The following is a 15,144-nucleotide window of genomic DNA, read 5'->3' on the forward strand; positions in this document are numbered from 1 at the left end:
CACCCTCAGGTATCCATTCCATTAAACGGTTACAAACACCGTTCCGAAAGTAAATCTTACTTTCCGAACAAACGCAAGATGAATGCAAAAACGTTAGCCAATGGGCTGTTGTTTGAGTTGCTTACGTGAGTAGTGTTTGATGAACCTGGCAAGATGTGCCAAAAATCAACTGAGAACATGTATTCAAACTCCTTTCCCTATTGATACTTTCATTATACCAAACTTTCCCGAAAACGATCATTTTATCAAGCCTAAATCGCCAGTCTTAAACAGATTTTTAAAAAAAGACAGCAAAAACGGGCATCCGAAGGTGCTCGTCTTTACTATCTTATTAATTGGAATATTGTGTACGTGTGATTCCTGAGGGTTAATCTTACTTACCGAACAAACGCAAGATAAATGCTCCGACGTTAGCCAATGGGGCGTTGTTTGAGTTTGCTACGTGAGTAGTGTTAGATGAACCTGGCAAGATGTGCCAAAATGCAATTGAAAACATGTGTTTATCTCCTTTCCCTCTTGATGTTTTAATTTTAGCATAGGATTCCAAATATACAAGAATTATTTTAAATAAATTAAAATATAATACTAATTAAACGCTAATGTTTTGTTTATTTTGTAATATGTTTGTAATAATTATAGATTTTGAACAATTAAATGTGAAAAGTATCTTAAGTAAATTAAAGCAACAAAAAAGCCGACCATCCAAAGATGATCGACTCATTAATAATCTTACTTTCCAAACAAACGCAAGATGAAAGCAAATACGTTAGCCAATGGGCTGTTGTTTGAGTTGCTTACATGAGTAGTGTTTGATGAACCAGGCAAGATGTGCCAGAAATCCAATGAGAACATGTGCTAATCTCCTTCCTTCTCTCGATACTTTGAGTATAGCACCTTTCTAAAAAGATGCAATTATTACAGAGCAAACAAAAAAGCCAGCTGCCCGAAGGCAACTGACCCTTTACCAATGATAATAAAGTCAAATGACTCTATTGATTTTACTTTCCAAACAAACGCAAGATGAAAGCAAATACGTTAGCCAATGGGCTGTTGTTTGAGTTGCTTACATGAGTAGTGTTTGATGAACCAGGCAAGATGTGCCAGAAATCCAATGAGAACATGTGTGTTAGCTCCTTTCCTTCTTGATAACCCTATTATAACACTATCTAGATAAATGACAACTTTTTAAAATGTGGTCAGAAAATATTTTCAAAAATATCAGATACATTAAAATGAGAAGAAAAAAATCGGCCACCCGAAGGTAGCCGACTTTCACCAATGATAACAAGGTCTGTTAACCTTATTTATTTTACTTTCCAAACAAACGCAAGATGAATGCAAATACGTTAGCCAATGGGCTGTTGTTTGAGTTACTTACTTGTGTGGTGTTTGATGAACCAGGCAAGAAGTGTGGGAAATTAATTGAGAACATGTGCTAAACTCCTTCCTCTCTTTGGTGACTATATATTACAACAAATTACAGAATGTGTCAAACATAATACAAATATTACAGCAATGTTACACATATTTATTCAAAGTGTTTATCAATACATTCAATGATTAAAGACATCAAAAAAGCCGACCATCCGAAGATGATCGACTCGATAAATGACATATTATAGCCATCTACGTATTTATCTTACTTACCGAACAAACGCAAGAAGAATGAGAATACGTTAGCCAATGGGCTGTTGTTTGAGTTGCTTACGTGCGTGGTGTTTGATGAACCAGGCAAGAAGTGTGGGAAATTAATTGAAAACATGTGCGAAAACTCCTTCCTTAATTGATGAGTTAATATTACAACAAAATAACGATTATGTCAAATGTAATACTAAGATTACAGTAATGTTACACACAATAGATAAATCTGTTCATTTAGTCTATTAAAGCACGTACTTTTTGATTGCTTCGGCAACACCATCATGGTTATTGTCAGTAGTTTGGACGTTGGCCAACTCTTTAATTGAGTCAATGGCGTTCCCCATGGCAACGCCAATCCCAGCTTGTCCAATCATCGAATGATCGTTTTCCTGGTCACCAATGGCCATGGTAGCCTGGCGGTCAACGCCCAGGATATCAGCAAGGGCCCAGAGGGCGTTTCCCTTTGAGGCATCCTTGTTCATGAATTCGAGGTTATGCGCCGTAGAACGAACGACAGCAGTGCTTTCTTTGATGGCAGCTGGCACGGCAGCTTGCACACGGTCAAGTTCTTCTTCGTTGGCCATGGCGATGCCCTTAATGAAATCAATATTCTTCAATTCGGACATGTCATCAAAGACCGTCAAAGGCAAGTCAACCAAGACGTTTTCATAGCTGGCCCAATAGCCTACCTTGTGGTCAAGCGTATAAGCCTGGTCAGCGCTTTCAACTTGGACATAGGTCTTTTCGGCTTCCATGAAGGCGTTAATGGCTTCAAATTGCTCAAATGATAGTTCGGCCCGGAAAAGCGTCTTGTGGCCTGAGGCAGACATCATGAGGCCACCATTATGGGTAATTACGTACTGATCGTCGCTATTCATACCAAGCTCATTCAAGATATCACGGACACCACTTAAAGGGCGGCCGGTCGTGATAACAACCTTTACACCCTTCGCTTCAGCAGCGTGGATTGCATCCTTAACGGCAGGCGTGATTTCATGCTTGTCGTTGAGGAGCGTTCCATCGATATCAATTGAAACAATTTTAATGTCAGTCATTACGCTTTATCTCCATTTTTTGGCTTAAAATTCGTATTTCTATTATAACAAATCCCAACACTATGCGTTTTCATTCCACAAAAAAAGAACCGGGAAACCGGTCCTTTTTGTAATATCAGCTTACTTAAGAGCTGACCACTTCCAGTCAGTGAATTCAGGAATATCATGTCCTTCTTCACGAGTAACCTTCATGTGCTTTGCCAAGATGTCGTCCATCTTTGAGATGAATGTATCAGCAGCAGCTTGGTCAATTACGCCACGTCCTGAAAGAACGCTAACGGCTTCCTTAGCTTGGTGGAAGCGATCCAAGTGTGAGTATACACGCATGTCGTAAGTGGTAGTGATGTCACCATCTTCACGGTAACCGTGAACATACACGTCACCGCGGAACTTACGTTCGAAGAAGAATGATTCTACCAAGTCTTCGTAACCGTGGTATCCGAAGATTACAGGAGTGTCAGCTTGGAAGAACTTGTTGAATTGGTCATCTGACAATTCACGTTCGTCGTTACCGGCAGCTTCTGACTTCTTCTGCAAACGAAGCAATTCAACAACGTTTACATAGCGGAACTTAACTTCAGGGAATTCCTGGTTAACCAACCACAATGCGGCCAAAGTTTCGATAGTAGGTTCAGTACCAGCTGAGGCAAAGGTAATGTCAACATCACCATTGATTGCAGTAGAAGCCCATTCGATAGTCTTCAAACCTTCGCTAGCCAATTCTTCGGCTTCATCAGCAGTAAACCACTGTTGACGAGGCTGCTTTGAGATAACCATGTGGTTAACCTTTGAGTGTTCTGAGAACGCACGGTCCATAACGGCCAAAGCAGCGTTACCATCGGCTGGCAAGTATTCGCGGATGAAGTTTGACTTCTTTTCGGCCAAGTGAGTCAACATACCAGGATCCTGGTGAGTGTAACCGTTGTGGTCCTGCTGGAAGGCAGTAGAAGTAGAAATCAAGTTCAATGATGGGTAGTCATTACGCCATGCTTGTTCTGAAGCGTGACGCAACCACTTGAAGTGCTGAGTGATCATTGAATCAACAACGCGCAAGAATGATTCGTATGATGCGAAGATTCCAACACGACCAGTCAAAGTGTAACCTTCGAGCCAACCTTCAGCTTGGTGTTCTGAAAGTTGTGCATCCAAGATACGACCTTCTGGCGCTTCATATTGGTCGTTAGGGTTCTTAACTTGTTCCATCCACTGACGGTTAGTCGTGTCGAACAAGCTCCACAAACGGTTTGACATGGTTTCGTCAGGTCCGAATACACGGAATGACTTAGGGTTCATTTGCATTACCTTTTCAAGGTAAGTTGACAAAGTGAACATGTCCATGTTGTGGTTGGCGTCTGGCAACAAAGTTCCACGGTTTGAGTCGTCGATCTTGTTGGTGTATGCGTGCCAATCAGGCAAGTCAAGATCCTTAAGATCTTCACCGCGCTTACGACCACCGTTAGTGATTGGGTTAGCTGACATACGCTTGTCGCCCTTAGGAGCGATAGCCTTGATTTCATCCTTCAATGAACCATCAGCGTTAAACAATTCTTCTGGCTTGTATGAGTTCATCCACTCTTCGAATTGTGGCAAAGTTTCAAGCTTCTTTTGTGCAAGAGGCAATGGAACTTGGTGGGCACGGAATGAGTTTTCGATAGGCATTCCGTTTTGGTCGTGGGTAGGACCACCCCAACCCTTAGGAAGGCGAGCAATAATTACAGGCCATGCAGGGATAGTACCATCTTCGTACTTACCGTTTTCACGAGCATCCTTTTGGATAGCTTGGATATCTTCGATGGCTTGATCAAAGATCTTAGCAGCCTTTTCGTGGTAAGCCATGTAGTCATGAATGTCATCGTTTTCGATGAAACGAGGTGAGAATCCAAGTCCTTCGTAGAACTTAGTGATTTCTTCATCTGACATACGTGAGAAGACAGTTGGGTTAGAAATCTTGAATCCGTTCAAATCCAAGATAGGCAAAACAGCACCATCGTTCTTGGCGTTCAAGAACTTGATTGAGTGCCATGAAGTCATTGATGGACCAGTTTCTGATTCACCATCACCAACAACGGCAAAGGCGATCTGATCTGGGTTATCCAAAACAGCACCGTAAGCGTGTGACAATGAGTAACCCAATTCTCCACCTTCGTGTAATGAACCTGGAGTTTGAGCAGTCATGTGAGATCCAATTCCACCTGGGAATGAAAAACGCTTGAACAAAGTTGACATACCCTTCAAGTCTTGAGTGACTTCAGGATAGTCTTCAGTATATTCACCATCAAGGTAAGCGTTCGTAACCATTACCTGGCCACCGTGTCCAGGACCACCAATGTAGAACATGTTCAAGTCGTACTTGTTGATCAAGCGGTTAGCATGAGCATACAAGAAAGTCTGACCTGAGATAGTTCCCCAGTGTCCAATTGGCTTAACCTTAACATCTTCAGCCTGAATTGGGGTATTTGTTACAGAGAACAATGGATTGCTCTTAAGAAAGATCATTCCAGCTGACAAGTAGTTGGTTGCACGCCACCACTTATCAACGAGTTCCAAGTAATCTTTTGAATTGTAATCAACCATAGATTCCAGTACTCCTTAGTGTTTTTACGAGAATTCATAAACACGAATTTGCTCCGTTATTTACAGTTACCAGTATAAGGGATGCTTTCATTCAATTCAAGAAAAAAAGCCCGATTGGTCCGGGATTTTTAGCATTTTGGTCGTATATTAAATTAAATTGGTAGGTACCAATTATTCGGAATCCAAGGAAACGAAAGCATTGTAACGCAAGTAACGGTAATGCAAACGCATCGTTGAGTATTCCAAAGGGGTGCCATCGTCCATGAAGAAAATTCCTTCCATGATACCGACTGGTTCGGTTGGTTTTAGATGAAGCAATTTCTGGTCATCGGGCGTGCTAGGCTCAGCCATGATGGTCATAAAGGACTTGGTCACAGAACGCGACTTTTTCTGTTCAACGTACTCGTAAATCGACTTGGCCACAATATCGCGGTTCAATCCCGGCAGCAAAGAAATGGGCACGTAACCTGACTCAATCATGAAGGGCTGGTCCTTGATACTGCGCAACCGTTTGATTTCGTAAACAAAATCGCCTTCATTAAGGAAGAGGGCTTGCTGCTGTTCGGGCGTGGCCGGCACCACTTTAAAATCTAAAAGCTTAATGCTGGGGGCTTCCCCGTTAATTCGGAAAGAATCCGAGACCCCTAGATTGGAACCTTCCTGCTGGAAAATGGCTTGGTTCTTTAAGTAAAGAGGATTCACGAAAGTCCCACTACCGCGCTTTTTGAAAATAATACCCTGCTGGACGAGGACGTTAAGCGCACGCTTAATCGAAGAACGGGAAACATCGTACTCCAAAGCCAAGCTACGTTCGTCCGGTAGCTTGAGATCTTGGTACTTGCCCTGATAAATTTTTTGTTTAATATCGGCTTGCACCGAAACATAGATAGCATCTGACATAGTAATCTCATCATACCATAAATTGGTCCGACCAGACGCCGTGATTGGCTGAATGTGCTAAAATAAAGCTATGGCAAAGAAGAAAAAAAGCAAGAAAACCCTGCCAGAGCAGGTTTTAGAAAAGCACGGGATTGACTACAAACCCCTCGACTTAAATATTTTGGATAAGACGGACGAAGAACGCGATGCCCTTTTGGCCAAGTACAACGTCAAGTACGAAGACGTCTACAAGACCTTGGCTACCCATGGTGACAAGACCGGTCCAGTGGTGGCTGTTTTACCAATTAGCCAACATCTATCCTTGAAAAAATTGGCAGCCGCTTCTGGCAATAAGAAAGTTCAAATGATTCATTTGAAGGAATTGCAAAAGACGACCGGCTACATCCACGGTGCCAACAATCCGGTTGGAATTTGGCAAAACAAGCACTTCCCAATTTATTTTGATGCCAGTGCGCAAGGCCGCGATTACTTCCTGGTCTCGGGTGGCGAACTCGGTCGCTCCGACCAAGTCAATCCGGATGAGGTTGCTAAATTGGTTGACGCCCCCTTTGTTGATCTCCTGGAGTAAGGTTAAATTATGAAAAAAGTAGCGATAATTCTCTCGATTTTGGTGCTGGCCTTCATCGTCTTCTGTTATGCGATTGGGACGGCACCATCGCACGATCAAAGTTCATCCAGTTCCTCGAGTTCGTCTTCCTCTGAGATTTCAACAAGCTCGATGGATGGCTTTGGTCCGGATAATTCTAGCGACAAATACGAACCTTCTTCATCGAGTTCTATTTCTTCTTCATCGTCGTCATCTAGCAGCATGCACGAACCTGCGCAGAGCAGTTCGGCGCAACCGGCTAGTTCTAGTTCGATGGCACCCGCGCAAAATCATTAAACATACAAAAAAGCAGCTCGCGTGAGCTGCTTTTTTTAGTTAAATCCATTTGAAATGTTAGCCCCTGCACCTGCAGGTCCGTCATCCCGGAAGGAAGGCGCCATTGGCGAGAACTTAAAAGTCGGTTTATTAAACATCAACTTGACCGTTCCACGCGCACCGGCACGGTTCTTTTCCAAAATGACTTCGGTTTCGACGGCATCCTGTTCGTCACGAGGATCAGGTCCAGCGCTAGCACCGTAGCCACCGTCATCTTCGCCACCATCACTGCGGTTATAATCTTCACGATATAGGAAGGCAACAATGTCGGCATCCTGTTCAATCGAACCAGATTCACGCAAATCCGAAAGGATTGGGCGCTTGTCCTGACGCTGCTCAACACCACGACTCAGCTGAGCCAAAGCGATGATGGGTGTGTGCAATTCCTTGGCGAGCTTCTTAATTTGACGAGAAACTTCAGAAACCGCTTGTTGACGGCTTTCCGTGTTACCCGACTCAATCAAACCAAGGTAATCAATCATGACAAGTCCAAGTGGATGGGGATTCTCATCGCGCTCATCTTCGGTCATTTGGCTGAGCAAATCCTTTTCGAGCTTACGCAACTTGGCCGAAATTTGGTTCATGCGAATTCCCGGCGTATCATCCAGATAAATCTGCATTTGAGCCAAGGACTGCATGGCAACCGTCAAAGACTGCCAGTCCGTTCGATCCATTTGACCCGTCGTCAGGTGGTTAGAATCAATCGCCCCTTCTGCAGCAACTAAACGCGTAACCAAATCAACCGCCGACATTTCCAAACTGAAAACGACGACTGGCACCTTTTCGTTTTTGGCAGCGTTCTTGGCGATATTCAAAACGAAGGCCGTCTTACCCACGGCCGGACGAGCACCGATAACGACCATCTGATCTTCACGGAAACCGTGCGTTAAGTGGTCCAAATCGGGATAGCCCGAAGCCAGGCCAACCACATCGCTATCATTTTCGGCTGCGTTATCCAGATTATCCTGGAACTCACGCAAAACATCCTTGATAGCGCGCAAGTTGTCGTCAGAGCGATTTTCGGCCAGATTATCCATTTTACGGCCAAGCTCTTCCAACAAATCTTCGCTGTTATCACTGCCGTCATAAGCCAGGGTCATGGTGTGCGTCAGCGTTTCAATCATGCGCCGCAAAATGGCCTTTTCGTGGACAATATCCGCGTAGTGGCGCAAGTTAGCGGCCGAAGCTGTACTTTCTGACAGCTCGGCTAGGTAGGCCATTCCCCCAACATTTTCCAACTGTTGCATGCTGTTAAGCTTATCCTGCAAAGTCAGCATGTCGATGGGGCGCTGCTCATCGACAAGAAGCTGCATGGCCTTAAAAATCGTTTGGTGGGCCTGGCGGTAAAAGTCACTGGGCTCCAAGACAGCTGAAGCGGTTGCCATGGCACTCTCAGAGTTAACGTCGAAGAAAATCGACCCTAAAACTGCTCGCTCAGCATCAATGTCTTGCGGCGCTTGCCGGTATTCATTTGATACTAAACTGTTATCCATTCACCTTATTCCTCGCTGACGTGTACCCGTAGGTTTGCCGTTACATCGCGGTGCAACTTAACCGGCACATCCACAAATCCGAGGGAGTGGATGGGCTGGTCCAACTGCATCTTACGCTTGTCCATCTTAATCTTGTATTGCTTTTCAAGGGCAGCAACGATTTGCTTGCTTGAAACGGCACCGAAGAGGCGGCCGTCAGCACCAGTCTTACCCTTTAATTCAACAACTGTCTTTTCATCTTCAAAGAAGTCTTTTAACTTCTTTGCGTCAGCCAATTCTTCGGCTGCAATTTTTTCTTCGGCGCGCTGGCGACCCTTAACGGCTCCCAAGTTCTTTCCAGTAGCGGGTTCGGCCTTCTTGTTCTTGATCAAGAAGTTGTTGGCGTAGCCATCAGGAACTTCCTTAATTTCGCCCTTCTTACCGCGACCCTTAACGTCTTCTAAAAATACAACTTTCATGAATCTGCCTCCTTATTCTTGTGCTTCATTTTGTTTAGCAATGGCTTTCACTAGCTCTTCGTGTGCTTCTTCGGTTGTCACGTCGGCCATCTGCGTTGCCGCGTTGGACAAGTGACCACCGCCACCCAGCGCTTCCATAATCGTTTGAACGTTGAAATTACCAGTTGACCGAGCCGAAATGCCGACGCGACCATCCTTACGTTTCGTGATGACAAAGGATGCATCCACGCCCGAAATCTGCAAAAGTTCGTCAGCCGCTTGGGCTGTGATAACCCCAGCATAAATCTCGTCTTCTTCACCAGTAACAATGGCAACGTTGTCCTCGATTTCAGTCAAGTTAATCAAGTGCGTCCGGGCCTTAAAGTCCGTAAACTTTTCTTTCATAAAGGCCTGAATCAAGTTACCATCCGCACCGTTAGCACGCAAGTAACTTGCGGCGTCGAAAGTACGGGAACCCGTCCGCAAAACAAAGTTCTTGGTGTCGACCTGAATACCGCCCAACATAGCGGTAGCTTCCAACTTGGTGATGGGGGCGCCCGTCTGGTTTTGGTACTGCAAGAGTTCCGTGACCAGTTCAGAAGTTGATGAGGCGTAAGGTTCGATGTAGGACAGCAAAGGCTTAGCTTCCAAGCCCTTTTCGGCCAAACGGTGGTGATCGATAACTACCAAACGGTTCTTTAGTTGATGCAAAAGCTCGGGTGCGCCATCCAAAGATTCCTTGGCGTGGTCAACAAGGACCATCAACGTTCGTTCATCACTCTTTTCCATCGCGTCGGACTCGTTAATGATGGAAACTCCGATATCACGACCGGGCGTTGGGTCTTTCGGCGTCGTCTTGCGCAACTCGGCTAAAAGCAACTGAATATCGCTATAAGTGTTGCTTTCATCGACAACTACATAGGCCGGCTTATTGCGGGTCTGGGCAAAGCGCCAGATACCCAGCGCCGAACCAATGGCATCGAGGTCAGGCATCATGTGGCCAACGACCATGACGTTGTCGGCCTGGTCAATCAACTCCGCAATCGTCTGGGAGATTACGCGGGCACGGACACGGGTCCGCTTTTCCATGGGGTTAGTAGTACCACCATAGAAACGGGCGGAAGCGTCTTCGGCCTTAACGACCACTTGGTCACCACCACGACCCAGTGCCAAATCCAAATTGGTTTGGGCCAGACGAATCAAGCGGTTAATGTCTTCTTCGCCATAGGCGATACCCATCGACAGGGTTAAAGGCGAATTCTTCTGCGCCGTGGCTTCACGAATGTGCTTAATCACGTCGAACTTGTCCTTTTCAGCAGCATGCAAACCAGTCTGGTAACCAAAAAGAATGTAAGAAACTGGGCTAAGACGGCGAAGGTAGAGTCCGTGGGCAATCGCCCAGTCCGACAATTCGCTCGTCACGTAGGTACGCAACTTCGACGTTTCCGATTCGCTGAGGCCATCGGTCACTTCTTCGTAGTTATCAACGGAAACCAAACCGCCAACCAGTCGGTGGTCTTCATACTGCTTTTGGATTTCAGCCGATTGAGTTACGTCCATCAAGTAGATGGCGTTCATCCCTTTTTGTACGAAGACTGAGAAAGTCTGGCCCAACCAAGTAATCGTTGGGTTCGTGTCGGATTCCTCGTAATTCTTAACCGCCAGGGCCAACTGACTATCGATGTCACTGAGCTTGTGTCCCAGGACATCTTCGCTACCCAAGAAGGTCTGAATGTAAGGGTTAATCCAGTCGACTTCGTTGTCATCGTCCAAAATCACGATTCCAATCGGCATATCAATCAATGCTTCTTGCTGTGTCTTGGAAACGCGGTAGGTCAAATCATTCAGGTACTCTTCGGTATCCTGGCTGACCGTACTCATGGAACGGATGGCAAAGCGCAGCGCAAAAACGACTGCTAGGAGCCAGAAAATACCCAGCAACCAGTAGACCATAAAAGCGTAGATAACTGAGAAAACACTGATAACGACAATCAGCCAGTTAACGGCAGTAAAATTGGAATTTTTAATGAACTTTGGTAAGTTGGCAAAGTTCCATAAACTTTTCATAATTTCCCCTCGTAAGAGCCTCTAATACCTTTAGTTTAACACAAGGACGGCCGTCACTTTTGTATAAAAAAAGACGAGACCGAAGTCTCGACTTTTAATTAAATTGCGATTAGTCTTCCGCAACGAATGGCAACAAAGCCATGATACGAGCACGCTTGATAGCAGTCGTAACCTTACGTTGGTTCTTAGCTGAAGTACCAGTAACGCGACGTGGCAAAATCTTGCCTCGTTCTGAGATGAAACGTTCTAGCAATTCAGTGTCCTTGTAGTCAACGTATTCGATGTGGTTAGCAGCGATGTAGTCAACCTTGCGGCGACGACGTGGGCCACCTTGAAGACGACGACGTTGTGGACGTGAGTTTTGTTCAGTCATGATATTAGCTCCTTTCTGAAAGAGTTATTAGAAAGGCAAGTCATCATCGGAAATGTCGATCGAATCGCCATTACCAGCGGCAAATGGGTTCGTTGAATCGTTTCCATTCGACTGTGCCTGATTGTTATTGTTCTGATTATTTTGGTTAGCTGATGCGAAAGGATCAACGTTACCAGCCGATTGGTTGTTGAAACCACCGTTACCAAAATCGTTTCCCCCATTAGAAGAACCGTTCTGGGCACGACGACGTTCGCTTTCACTCTTGGATTCCAAAAGTGAGAAGTTATCAACGACGACTTCGGTCACGTAAACTCGCTGACCAGCACTATTTTCATAGTTACGGGTCTGCAAGCGACCTTCCACTGCCACAAGGGCACCCTTACCAGTAAAGTTGGCAAAGTTCTCAGCGGACTTACGCCAGATTACACAGTTAATGAAGTCCGCTTCGCGGTCCCCATTGCTATTAGTAAACTGACGGTTAACCGCCAAACTGAATGTTCCAACCGCAACACCAGATTGAGTGTAGCGCAATTCCACGTCACGGGTTAAGCGCCCAATTAAAACAACTCGATTGATCATCTTTTAGGTCCTTTCCCAGTGGAATTAGAAATTATTCAGCATCGCGCTTAACGATCATGTGACGCAAGATGTCAGATGAGATCTTTGCCAAACGATCGAATTCAGCGGCAGCCTTGTTGTCATCGGCAGTAAAGTCGACAACATGGTAAGTACCTTCACGGTAACCTGCAATTTCATATGCGAAACGGCGGTTTGCCCAGTCAGCTGACTTAGCAATGTTTGCACCGTTGTCGGCCAAAATCTTGTCAAAACGTTCTACCAAAGTCTTCTTGGCATCCGCATCAAGATCAGGGCGAACAATGTAAGTTAATTCGTATGATGTAGCCATGTTTTTTCCTCCTTTTGGTCTCTGGCAGCTTCTGCTGCAAGGAGTGCTTGCAATATATGCAATCACATCAAATAACTATACTACAAGCACCCCTCTTTTATCAAGGCGATTACTGGATTTTCCACCGGTAATGAATGATACGAGCTGGTTGGTACTTTATCACCGAAAATAAAAAATCAGCCGAAGCTGATTTTAAAAATTAATTCTTCGCCTGCTTCAAACCAATCCCGGTCAAAGCTGACAAAAGCGACATCACGGGTGAAAAGAGTGCCAAGAAGGTGAAGGGCGCGAAGGCCAAAACCGAAACGTGCAGAGTTTGGGCGGCAAAGGCCCCGGCGACACCCCAAGGAACAAGGTAGTTCATGACGGCACCGGAATCTTCCATTGCCCGGCCTAGTGCTAAGCGGGACAAGCCGACACGGTCAAAGGATTCCTTGAAAACTTGACCCGGCAACATCGTCGCCAAGTACTGCTCCCCAACCAAGAAGTTGGCGGAAATTCCAGTTAGGAGCGCGGCAATCACAACGGAGCGCTGGCTCTGCAAGTGCTTGATAATCGGTGCCATCACGGCGCGCAAGATGCCTAGTTCAGACAAGAGGCCACCGAGGGAAAGGGCCAGCATAATCATCATGATGGTATCCATCATGGCGGTCATCCCCCCGCGGTTGAGCAGCGCAGCTAAAGTGGCATCATGGCTCGTTGTTTTAAAACCAGTCACCACTATCTTGGCCCAGCTTTGCAAAGAATGCTGAGTTAAATAGGCCGCGGAACACAAAGCAATGTTAATCATCAAAGATGGAATGGCCGGTACCTTTTTCAAGGCCAGCAAAACCATGGTGGCGATGGGCACAATCGCCCACCAAGTCGGATGCAAGAGCGGCAAAAGATGGTCGATTTGTGTACCCGCGACGCTATGGACTGGGTGCTGAAGGCCAACCACTAGGGCAATCACTAGCGTCAACAACATGGCTGGCATGGTGGTCCACATCAAGTTTTTCAAGTGGTCAAAAAGGTCGGTTCCAGAAACGGCCGAAGCCAAGTTGGTCGAATCAGAGAGCGGCGAACTCTTGTCACCGAAGATGGCACCGGACAAAATCATCCCCGCCACCAAAGCCGGATTGAGGCCAATCATGGTCCCAATCCCCATCAAGGCGACGCCAACCGTCGACAAAGTCGTAAAAGCTGACCCAATCATGGTTCCAACCACAGCTGAGGTCAGCAAAGCCGTTGGCAGGAACCAAGCCGGATTAATCAGCTTAAAACCAACCCAAATCATCGTAGGGATAACGCCCGTCCCTTCCCAAAGGGCAATCATGGACCCAATTAATAGGAAGAGAAAGAGCGGCGTGATGCCCGATTCGATTCCCTTAGTTAAAGCCGCTTGACTGGTTTTGAAAGGAACCCCAGCCAAACGCATGACCAAAACAATCAGGGTCAAGGCCACCAAGAGCGGCGCAATTGGTGCCAGGCCCAGGCCAATAATTCCAGTGGCCAAAATCACGACCACCGCGAGTAGCAAGCTAATCGCTACCCCATCATTTACTTTTTTATCATTCATTATTGCTTACCCTTTTCACTTTTACGCCCGGTAATCCAGTAGAGACCGGCGATGATTACAAGCATACCGAAAAAGACCGAGAGGAAGAGCTGATTCATCAAACCGTGATCCATCATGACGCCGGCGTAGATTGGCCCGACAACTCGTCCAGATGAAATCATCATGGAAACAAAACCCTGCGCCTGACCAGCAACCGCTGGCGGTGTAATCTGTGAAACCCAGGCCGGCACTTGCGGACTTTCCAACATTTCCCCAACCGTCAAGAGTTCGAAAACCAAGACGATTTGCCAGAATTCTTTGACGAAGGGCATTAATAGGAAAGAAGTAGCGAAAATCAGGGCGCCCAGAATGACCGAAATTCGATAAGAATTGCGGTTAGCCCAGTTTGAGATTGGCTTTTGGAAAATGATAATCGTGACCCCGTTAATCATCCAGAGGTCGGCGTAGTTACGCGTTGGCAAGCCGAGCGCCTTCATGTGGGGCGCCATAATCGTTTCCCAAAGCATATAGGACAAGTAAGTGATAAAGAGCAGCGCGCCAATCCAGGCCAAGAGGGAATCAATCCGGAACTTCTTAACCGGTTGGTCGGCAGCGGGTGCAGTTTCATCGCTTGCCGAAACCTCTTCAATTACTTCGTTGTCAGCCGGCAAACGGAAAATCGCAAAGCTCAATACTAATAGGAAGAAATACAGTGCGGCGGCAATCGCCATTAAGATCCAAAAGCCATAGTCGAAGAGATAACCGACGGCCAAGGTCCCCAAAACCACCCCGATGTTAAGCACGATGTACATGTTGTTGAAAATAACACGGGTGCTTTTACCTGGCAAAGTTGTGGCATAGGCGTTGACCAAGGTCTGAATGGCGCCCATCCCAAAGTTCGCCAGCCAAATTAGGATGGCAAAAACGGGCCAGCCATTCCAAAAAATCAAGGCCGTGACCATGCTAGTGGCGATAATGCCGGCGATAACCAGCGAGCGGTGGGGATCCCAGTGGTCAAATAATTTACCACCGACAAAGGCCCCTAAAATATTGATACTTGCGCCAATCATCAACACCAAGCCCGCCGTCGTAAAAGTCTGGTGGAGCGTGCTGGTCATATAGAGCGTGGTAATTGGCCAAATCATGGAATTACCGGTATTTGATAGTAAAACTGCTAGGAGCAACCATTTTTCTGTTAAACGGTTTTTGCGCTTCTTTTGCTTCATAAATCCTCCGAA

The 15,144-nt window shown here is 46.0% G+C and carries 19 protein-coding genes; 2 read left to right on the plus strand and 17 right to left on the minus strand.

Annotated features, from left to right (window positions below):
* Positions 1-56: 56 nt before the first annotated feature.
* From ABSY64_RS07065 to ABSY64_RS07105, 9 genes are all read right to left on the minus strand, one after another.
* Complete coding sequence (locus tag ABSY64_RS07065) at positions 57-179, minus strand: hypothetical protein (RefSeq protein ID WP_349642383.1); 123 nt, start codon at positions 177-179, stop codon at positions 57-59.
* Between the two features lie 194 nt (positions 180-373).
* Positions 374-496 carry a hypothetical protein gene (locus tag ABSY64_RS07070; RefSeq protein WP_349642384.1) on the minus strand — a complete coding sequence of 41 codons (123 nt, stop codon included), beginning with the start codon at positions 494-496 and terminating at the stop codon, positions 374-376.
* Between the two features lie 233 nt (positions 497-729).
* A complete protein-coding gene (locus ABSY64_RS07075; RefSeq protein WP_349642385.1) occupies positions 730-852 on the minus strand; it encodes a hypothetical protein in 123 nt (40 codons plus the stop codon).
* Positions 853-998: 146 nt separating this feature from the next.
* Positions 999-1,121 (minus strand): hypothetical protein, encoded by a 123-nt coding sequence (locus ABSY64_RS07080; RefSeq protein WP_349642385.1) that lies wholly within the window; start codon positions 1,119-1,121, stop codon positions 999-1,001.
* A 188-nt stretch (positions 1,122-1,309) separates the two neighbouring features.
* Entirely contained in the window at positions 1,310-1,432 is a 123-nt protein-coding gene (locus ABSY64_RS07085) for a hypothetical protein (RefSeq protein WP_349642386.1), read from the minus strand.
* 207 nt (positions 1,433-1,639) lie between these two features.
* Positions 1,640-1,762 (minus strand): hypothetical protein, encoded by a 123-nt coding sequence (locus ABSY64_RS07090; protein WP_349642387.1) that lies wholly within the window; start codon positions 1,760-1,762, stop codon positions 1,640-1,642.
* Between the two features lie 121 nt (positions 1,763-1,883).
* A complete protein-coding gene (locus ABSY64_RS07095) occupies positions 1,884-2,696 on the minus strand; it encodes a Cof-type HAD-IIB family hydrolase (protein ID WP_349642388.1) in 813 nt (270 codons plus the stop codon).
* A 120-nt stretch (positions 2,697-2,816) separates the two neighbouring features.
* Positions 2,817-5,270, minus strand: a complete 2,454-nt coding sequence (locus tag ABSY64_RS07100; protein ID WP_349642389.1) for a phosphoketolase family protein — start codon at positions 5,268-5,270, stop codon at positions 2,817-2,819.
* A gap of 171 nt (positions 5,271-5,441) precedes the next feature.
* A complete protein-coding gene (locus ABSY64_RS07105) occupies positions 5,442-6,170 on the minus strand; it encodes a GntR family transcriptional regulator (RefSeq protein WP_349642390.1) in 729 nt (242 codons plus the stop codon).
* A 70-nt stretch (positions 6,171-6,240) separates the two neighbouring features.
* Between ABSY64_RS07105 and ABSY64_RS07110 the strand changes: the two genes are divergently transcribed.
* Entirely contained in the window at positions 6,241-6,738 is a 498-nt protein-coding gene (locus tag ABSY64_RS07110; RefSeq protein ID WP_349642391.1) for an aminoacyl-tRNA deacylase, read from the plus strand.
* Positions 6,739-6,747: 9 nt separating this feature from the next.
* Positions 6,748-7,053, plus strand: a complete 306-nt coding sequence (locus ABSY64_RS07115; protein ID WP_349642392.1) for a hypothetical protein — start codon at positions 6,748-6,750, stop codon at positions 7,051-7,053.
* Positions 7,054-7,088: 35 nt separating this feature from the next.
* On the opposite strand, the gene dnaB is transcribed toward ABSY64_RS07115, so the two are convergent.
* The 8 genes from dnaB to ABSY64_RS07155 all read right to left on the minus strand — a co-directional run bounded on the left by dnaB (position 7,089) and on the right by ABSY64_RS07155 (position 15,132).
* A complete protein-coding gene (dnaB, locus tag ABSY64_RS07120) occupies positions 7,089-8,585 on the minus strand; it encodes a replicative DNA helicase (RefSeq protein WP_349642393.1) in 1,497 nt (498 codons plus the stop codon).
* 5 nt (positions 8,586-8,590) lie between these two features.
* Positions 8,591-9,043, minus strand: coding sequence for a 50S ribosomal protein L9 (rplI, locus tag ABSY64_RS07125; protein ID WP_349642394.1), 453 nt, complete (start codon positions 9,041-9,043; stop codon positions 8,591-8,593).
* Positions 9,044-9,055: 12 nt separating this feature from the next.
* Entirely contained in the window at positions 9,056-11,089 is a 2,034-nt protein-coding gene (locus ABSY64_RS07130; RefSeq protein WP_349642395.1) for a DHH family phosphoesterase, read from the minus strand.
* A gap of 109 nt (positions 11,090-11,198) precedes the next feature.
* Entirely contained in the window at positions 11,199-11,462 is a 264-nt protein-coding gene (rpsR, locus tag ABSY64_RS07135) for a 30S ribosomal protein S18 (protein ID WP_349642396.1), read from the minus strand.
* A gap of 27 nt (positions 11,463-11,489) precedes the next feature.
* Positions 11,490-12,041 carry a single-stranded DNA-binding protein gene (ssb, locus tag ABSY64_RS07140; RefSeq protein ID WP_349642397.1) on the minus strand — a complete coding sequence of 184 codons (552 nt, stop codon included), beginning with the start codon at positions 12,039-12,041 and terminating at the stop codon, positions 11,490-11,492.
* Between the two features lie 31 nt (positions 12,042-12,072).
* Entirely contained in the window at positions 12,073-12,369 is a 297-nt protein-coding gene (gene rpsF / locus ABSY64_RS07145; RefSeq protein WP_349642398.1) for a 30S ribosomal protein S6, read from the minus strand.
* 199 nt (positions 12,370-12,568) lie between these two features.
* Positions 12,569-13,927 (minus strand): Na+/H+ antiporter NhaC family protein, encoded by a 1,359-nt coding sequence (locus ABSY64_RS07150; RefSeq protein ID WP_349642399.1) that lies wholly within the window; start codon positions 13,925-13,927, stop codon positions 12,569-12,571.
* Complete coding sequence (locus tag ABSY64_RS07155; RefSeq protein WP_349642400.1) at positions 13,927-15,132, minus strand: MDR family MFS transporter; 1,206 nt, start codon at positions 15,130-15,132, stop codon at positions 13,927-13,929. Before ABSY64_RS07155 ends, ABSY64_RS07150 begins: the two co-directional genes overlap by 1 nt.
* Between the last annotated feature and the right edge of the window lie 12 nt (positions 15,133-15,144).

It is taken from the genome of Eupransor demetentiae, assembly GCF_963930865.1.
In the GTDB taxonomy this organism is placed as follows: Bacteria; Bacillota; Bacilli; order Lactobacillales; family Lactobacillaceae; genus Eupransor; species Eupransor demetentiae.

What these genes read in the sequence shown, in the direction of transcription:
- ABSY64_RS07155 (WP_349642400.1), bottom strand. Translation starts at nt 15,132, where the DNA reads ATGAAGCAAAAGAAGCGCAAAAACCGTTTAACAGAAAAATGGTTGCTC.
- ABSY64_RS07070 (WP_349642384.1), bottom strand. Translation starts at nt 496, where the DNA reads ATGTTTTCAATTGCATTTTGGCACATCTTGCCAGGTTCATCTAACACT.
- ABSY64_RS07090 (WP_349642387.1), bottom strand. Translation starts at nt 1,762, where the DNA reads ATGTTTTCAATTAATTTCCCACACTTCTTGCCTGGTTCATCAAACACC.
- ssb (WP_349642397.1), bottom strand. Translation starts at nt 12,041, where the DNA reads ATGATCAATCGAGTTGTTTTAATTGGGCGCTTAACCCGTGACGTGGAA.
- ABSY64_RS07080 (WP_349642385.1), bottom strand. Translation starts at nt 1,121, where the DNA reads ATGTTCTCATTGGATTTCTGGCACATCTTGCCTGGTTCATCAAACACT.
- ABSY64_RS07065 (WP_349642383.1), bottom strand. Translation starts at nt 179, where the DNA reads ATGTTCTCAGTTGATTTTTGGCACATCTTGCCAGGTTCATCAAACACT.
- ABSY64_RS07095 (WP_349642388.1), bottom strand. Translation starts at nt 2,696, where the DNA reads ATGACTGACATTAAAATTGTTTCAATTGATATCGATGGAACGCTCCTC.
- ABSY64_RS07115 (WP_349642392.1), top strand. Translation starts at nt 6,748, where the DNA reads ATGAAAAAAGTAGCGATAATTCTCTCGATTTTGGTGCTGGCCTTCATC.
- ABSY64_RS07105 (WP_349642390.1), bottom strand. Translation starts at nt 6,170, where the DNA reads ATGTCAGATGCTATCTATGTTTCGGTGCAAGCCGATATTAAACAAAAA.
- rpsF (WP_349642398.1), bottom strand. Translation starts at nt 12,369, where the DNA reads ATGGCTACATCATACGAATTAACTTACATTGTTCGCCCTGATCTTGAT.
- ABSY64_RS07075 (WP_349642385.1), bottom strand. Translation starts at nt 852, where the DNA reads ATGTTCTCATTGGATTTCTGGCACATCTTGCCTGGTTCATCAAACACT.
- dnaB (WP_349642393.1), bottom strand. Translation starts at nt 8,585, where the DNA reads ATGGATAACAGTTTAGTATCAAATGAATACCGGCAAGCGCCGCAAGAC.
- ABSY64_RS07150 (WP_349642399.1), bottom strand. Translation starts at nt 13,927, where the DNA reads ATGAATGATAAAAAAGTAAATGATGGGGTAGCGATTAGCTTGCTACTC.
- rpsR (WP_349642396.1), bottom strand. Translation starts at nt 11,462, where the DNA reads ATGACTGAACAAAACTCACGTCCACAACGTCGTCGTCTTCAAGGTGGC.
- ABSY64_RS07130 (WP_349642395.1), bottom strand. Translation starts at nt 11,089, where the DNA reads ATGAAAAGTTTATGGAACTTTGCCAACTTACCAAAGTTCATTAAAAAT.
- ABSY64_RS07110 (WP_349642391.1), top strand. Translation starts at nt 6,241, where the DNA reads ATGGCAAAGAAGAAAAAAAGCAAGAAAACCCTGCCAGAGCAGGTTTTA.
- ABSY64_RS07085 (WP_349642386.1), bottom strand. Translation starts at nt 1,432, where the DNA reads ATGTTCTCAATTAATTTCCCACACTTCTTGCCTGGTTCATCAAACACC.
- rplI (WP_349642394.1), bottom strand. Translation starts at nt 9,043, where the DNA reads ATGAAAGTTGTATTTTTAGAAGACGTTAAGGGTCGCGGTAAGAAGGGC.
- ABSY64_RS07100 (WP_349642389.1), bottom strand. Translation starts at nt 5,270, where the DNA reads ATGGTTGATTACAATTCAAAAGATTACTTGGAACTCGTTGATAAGTGG.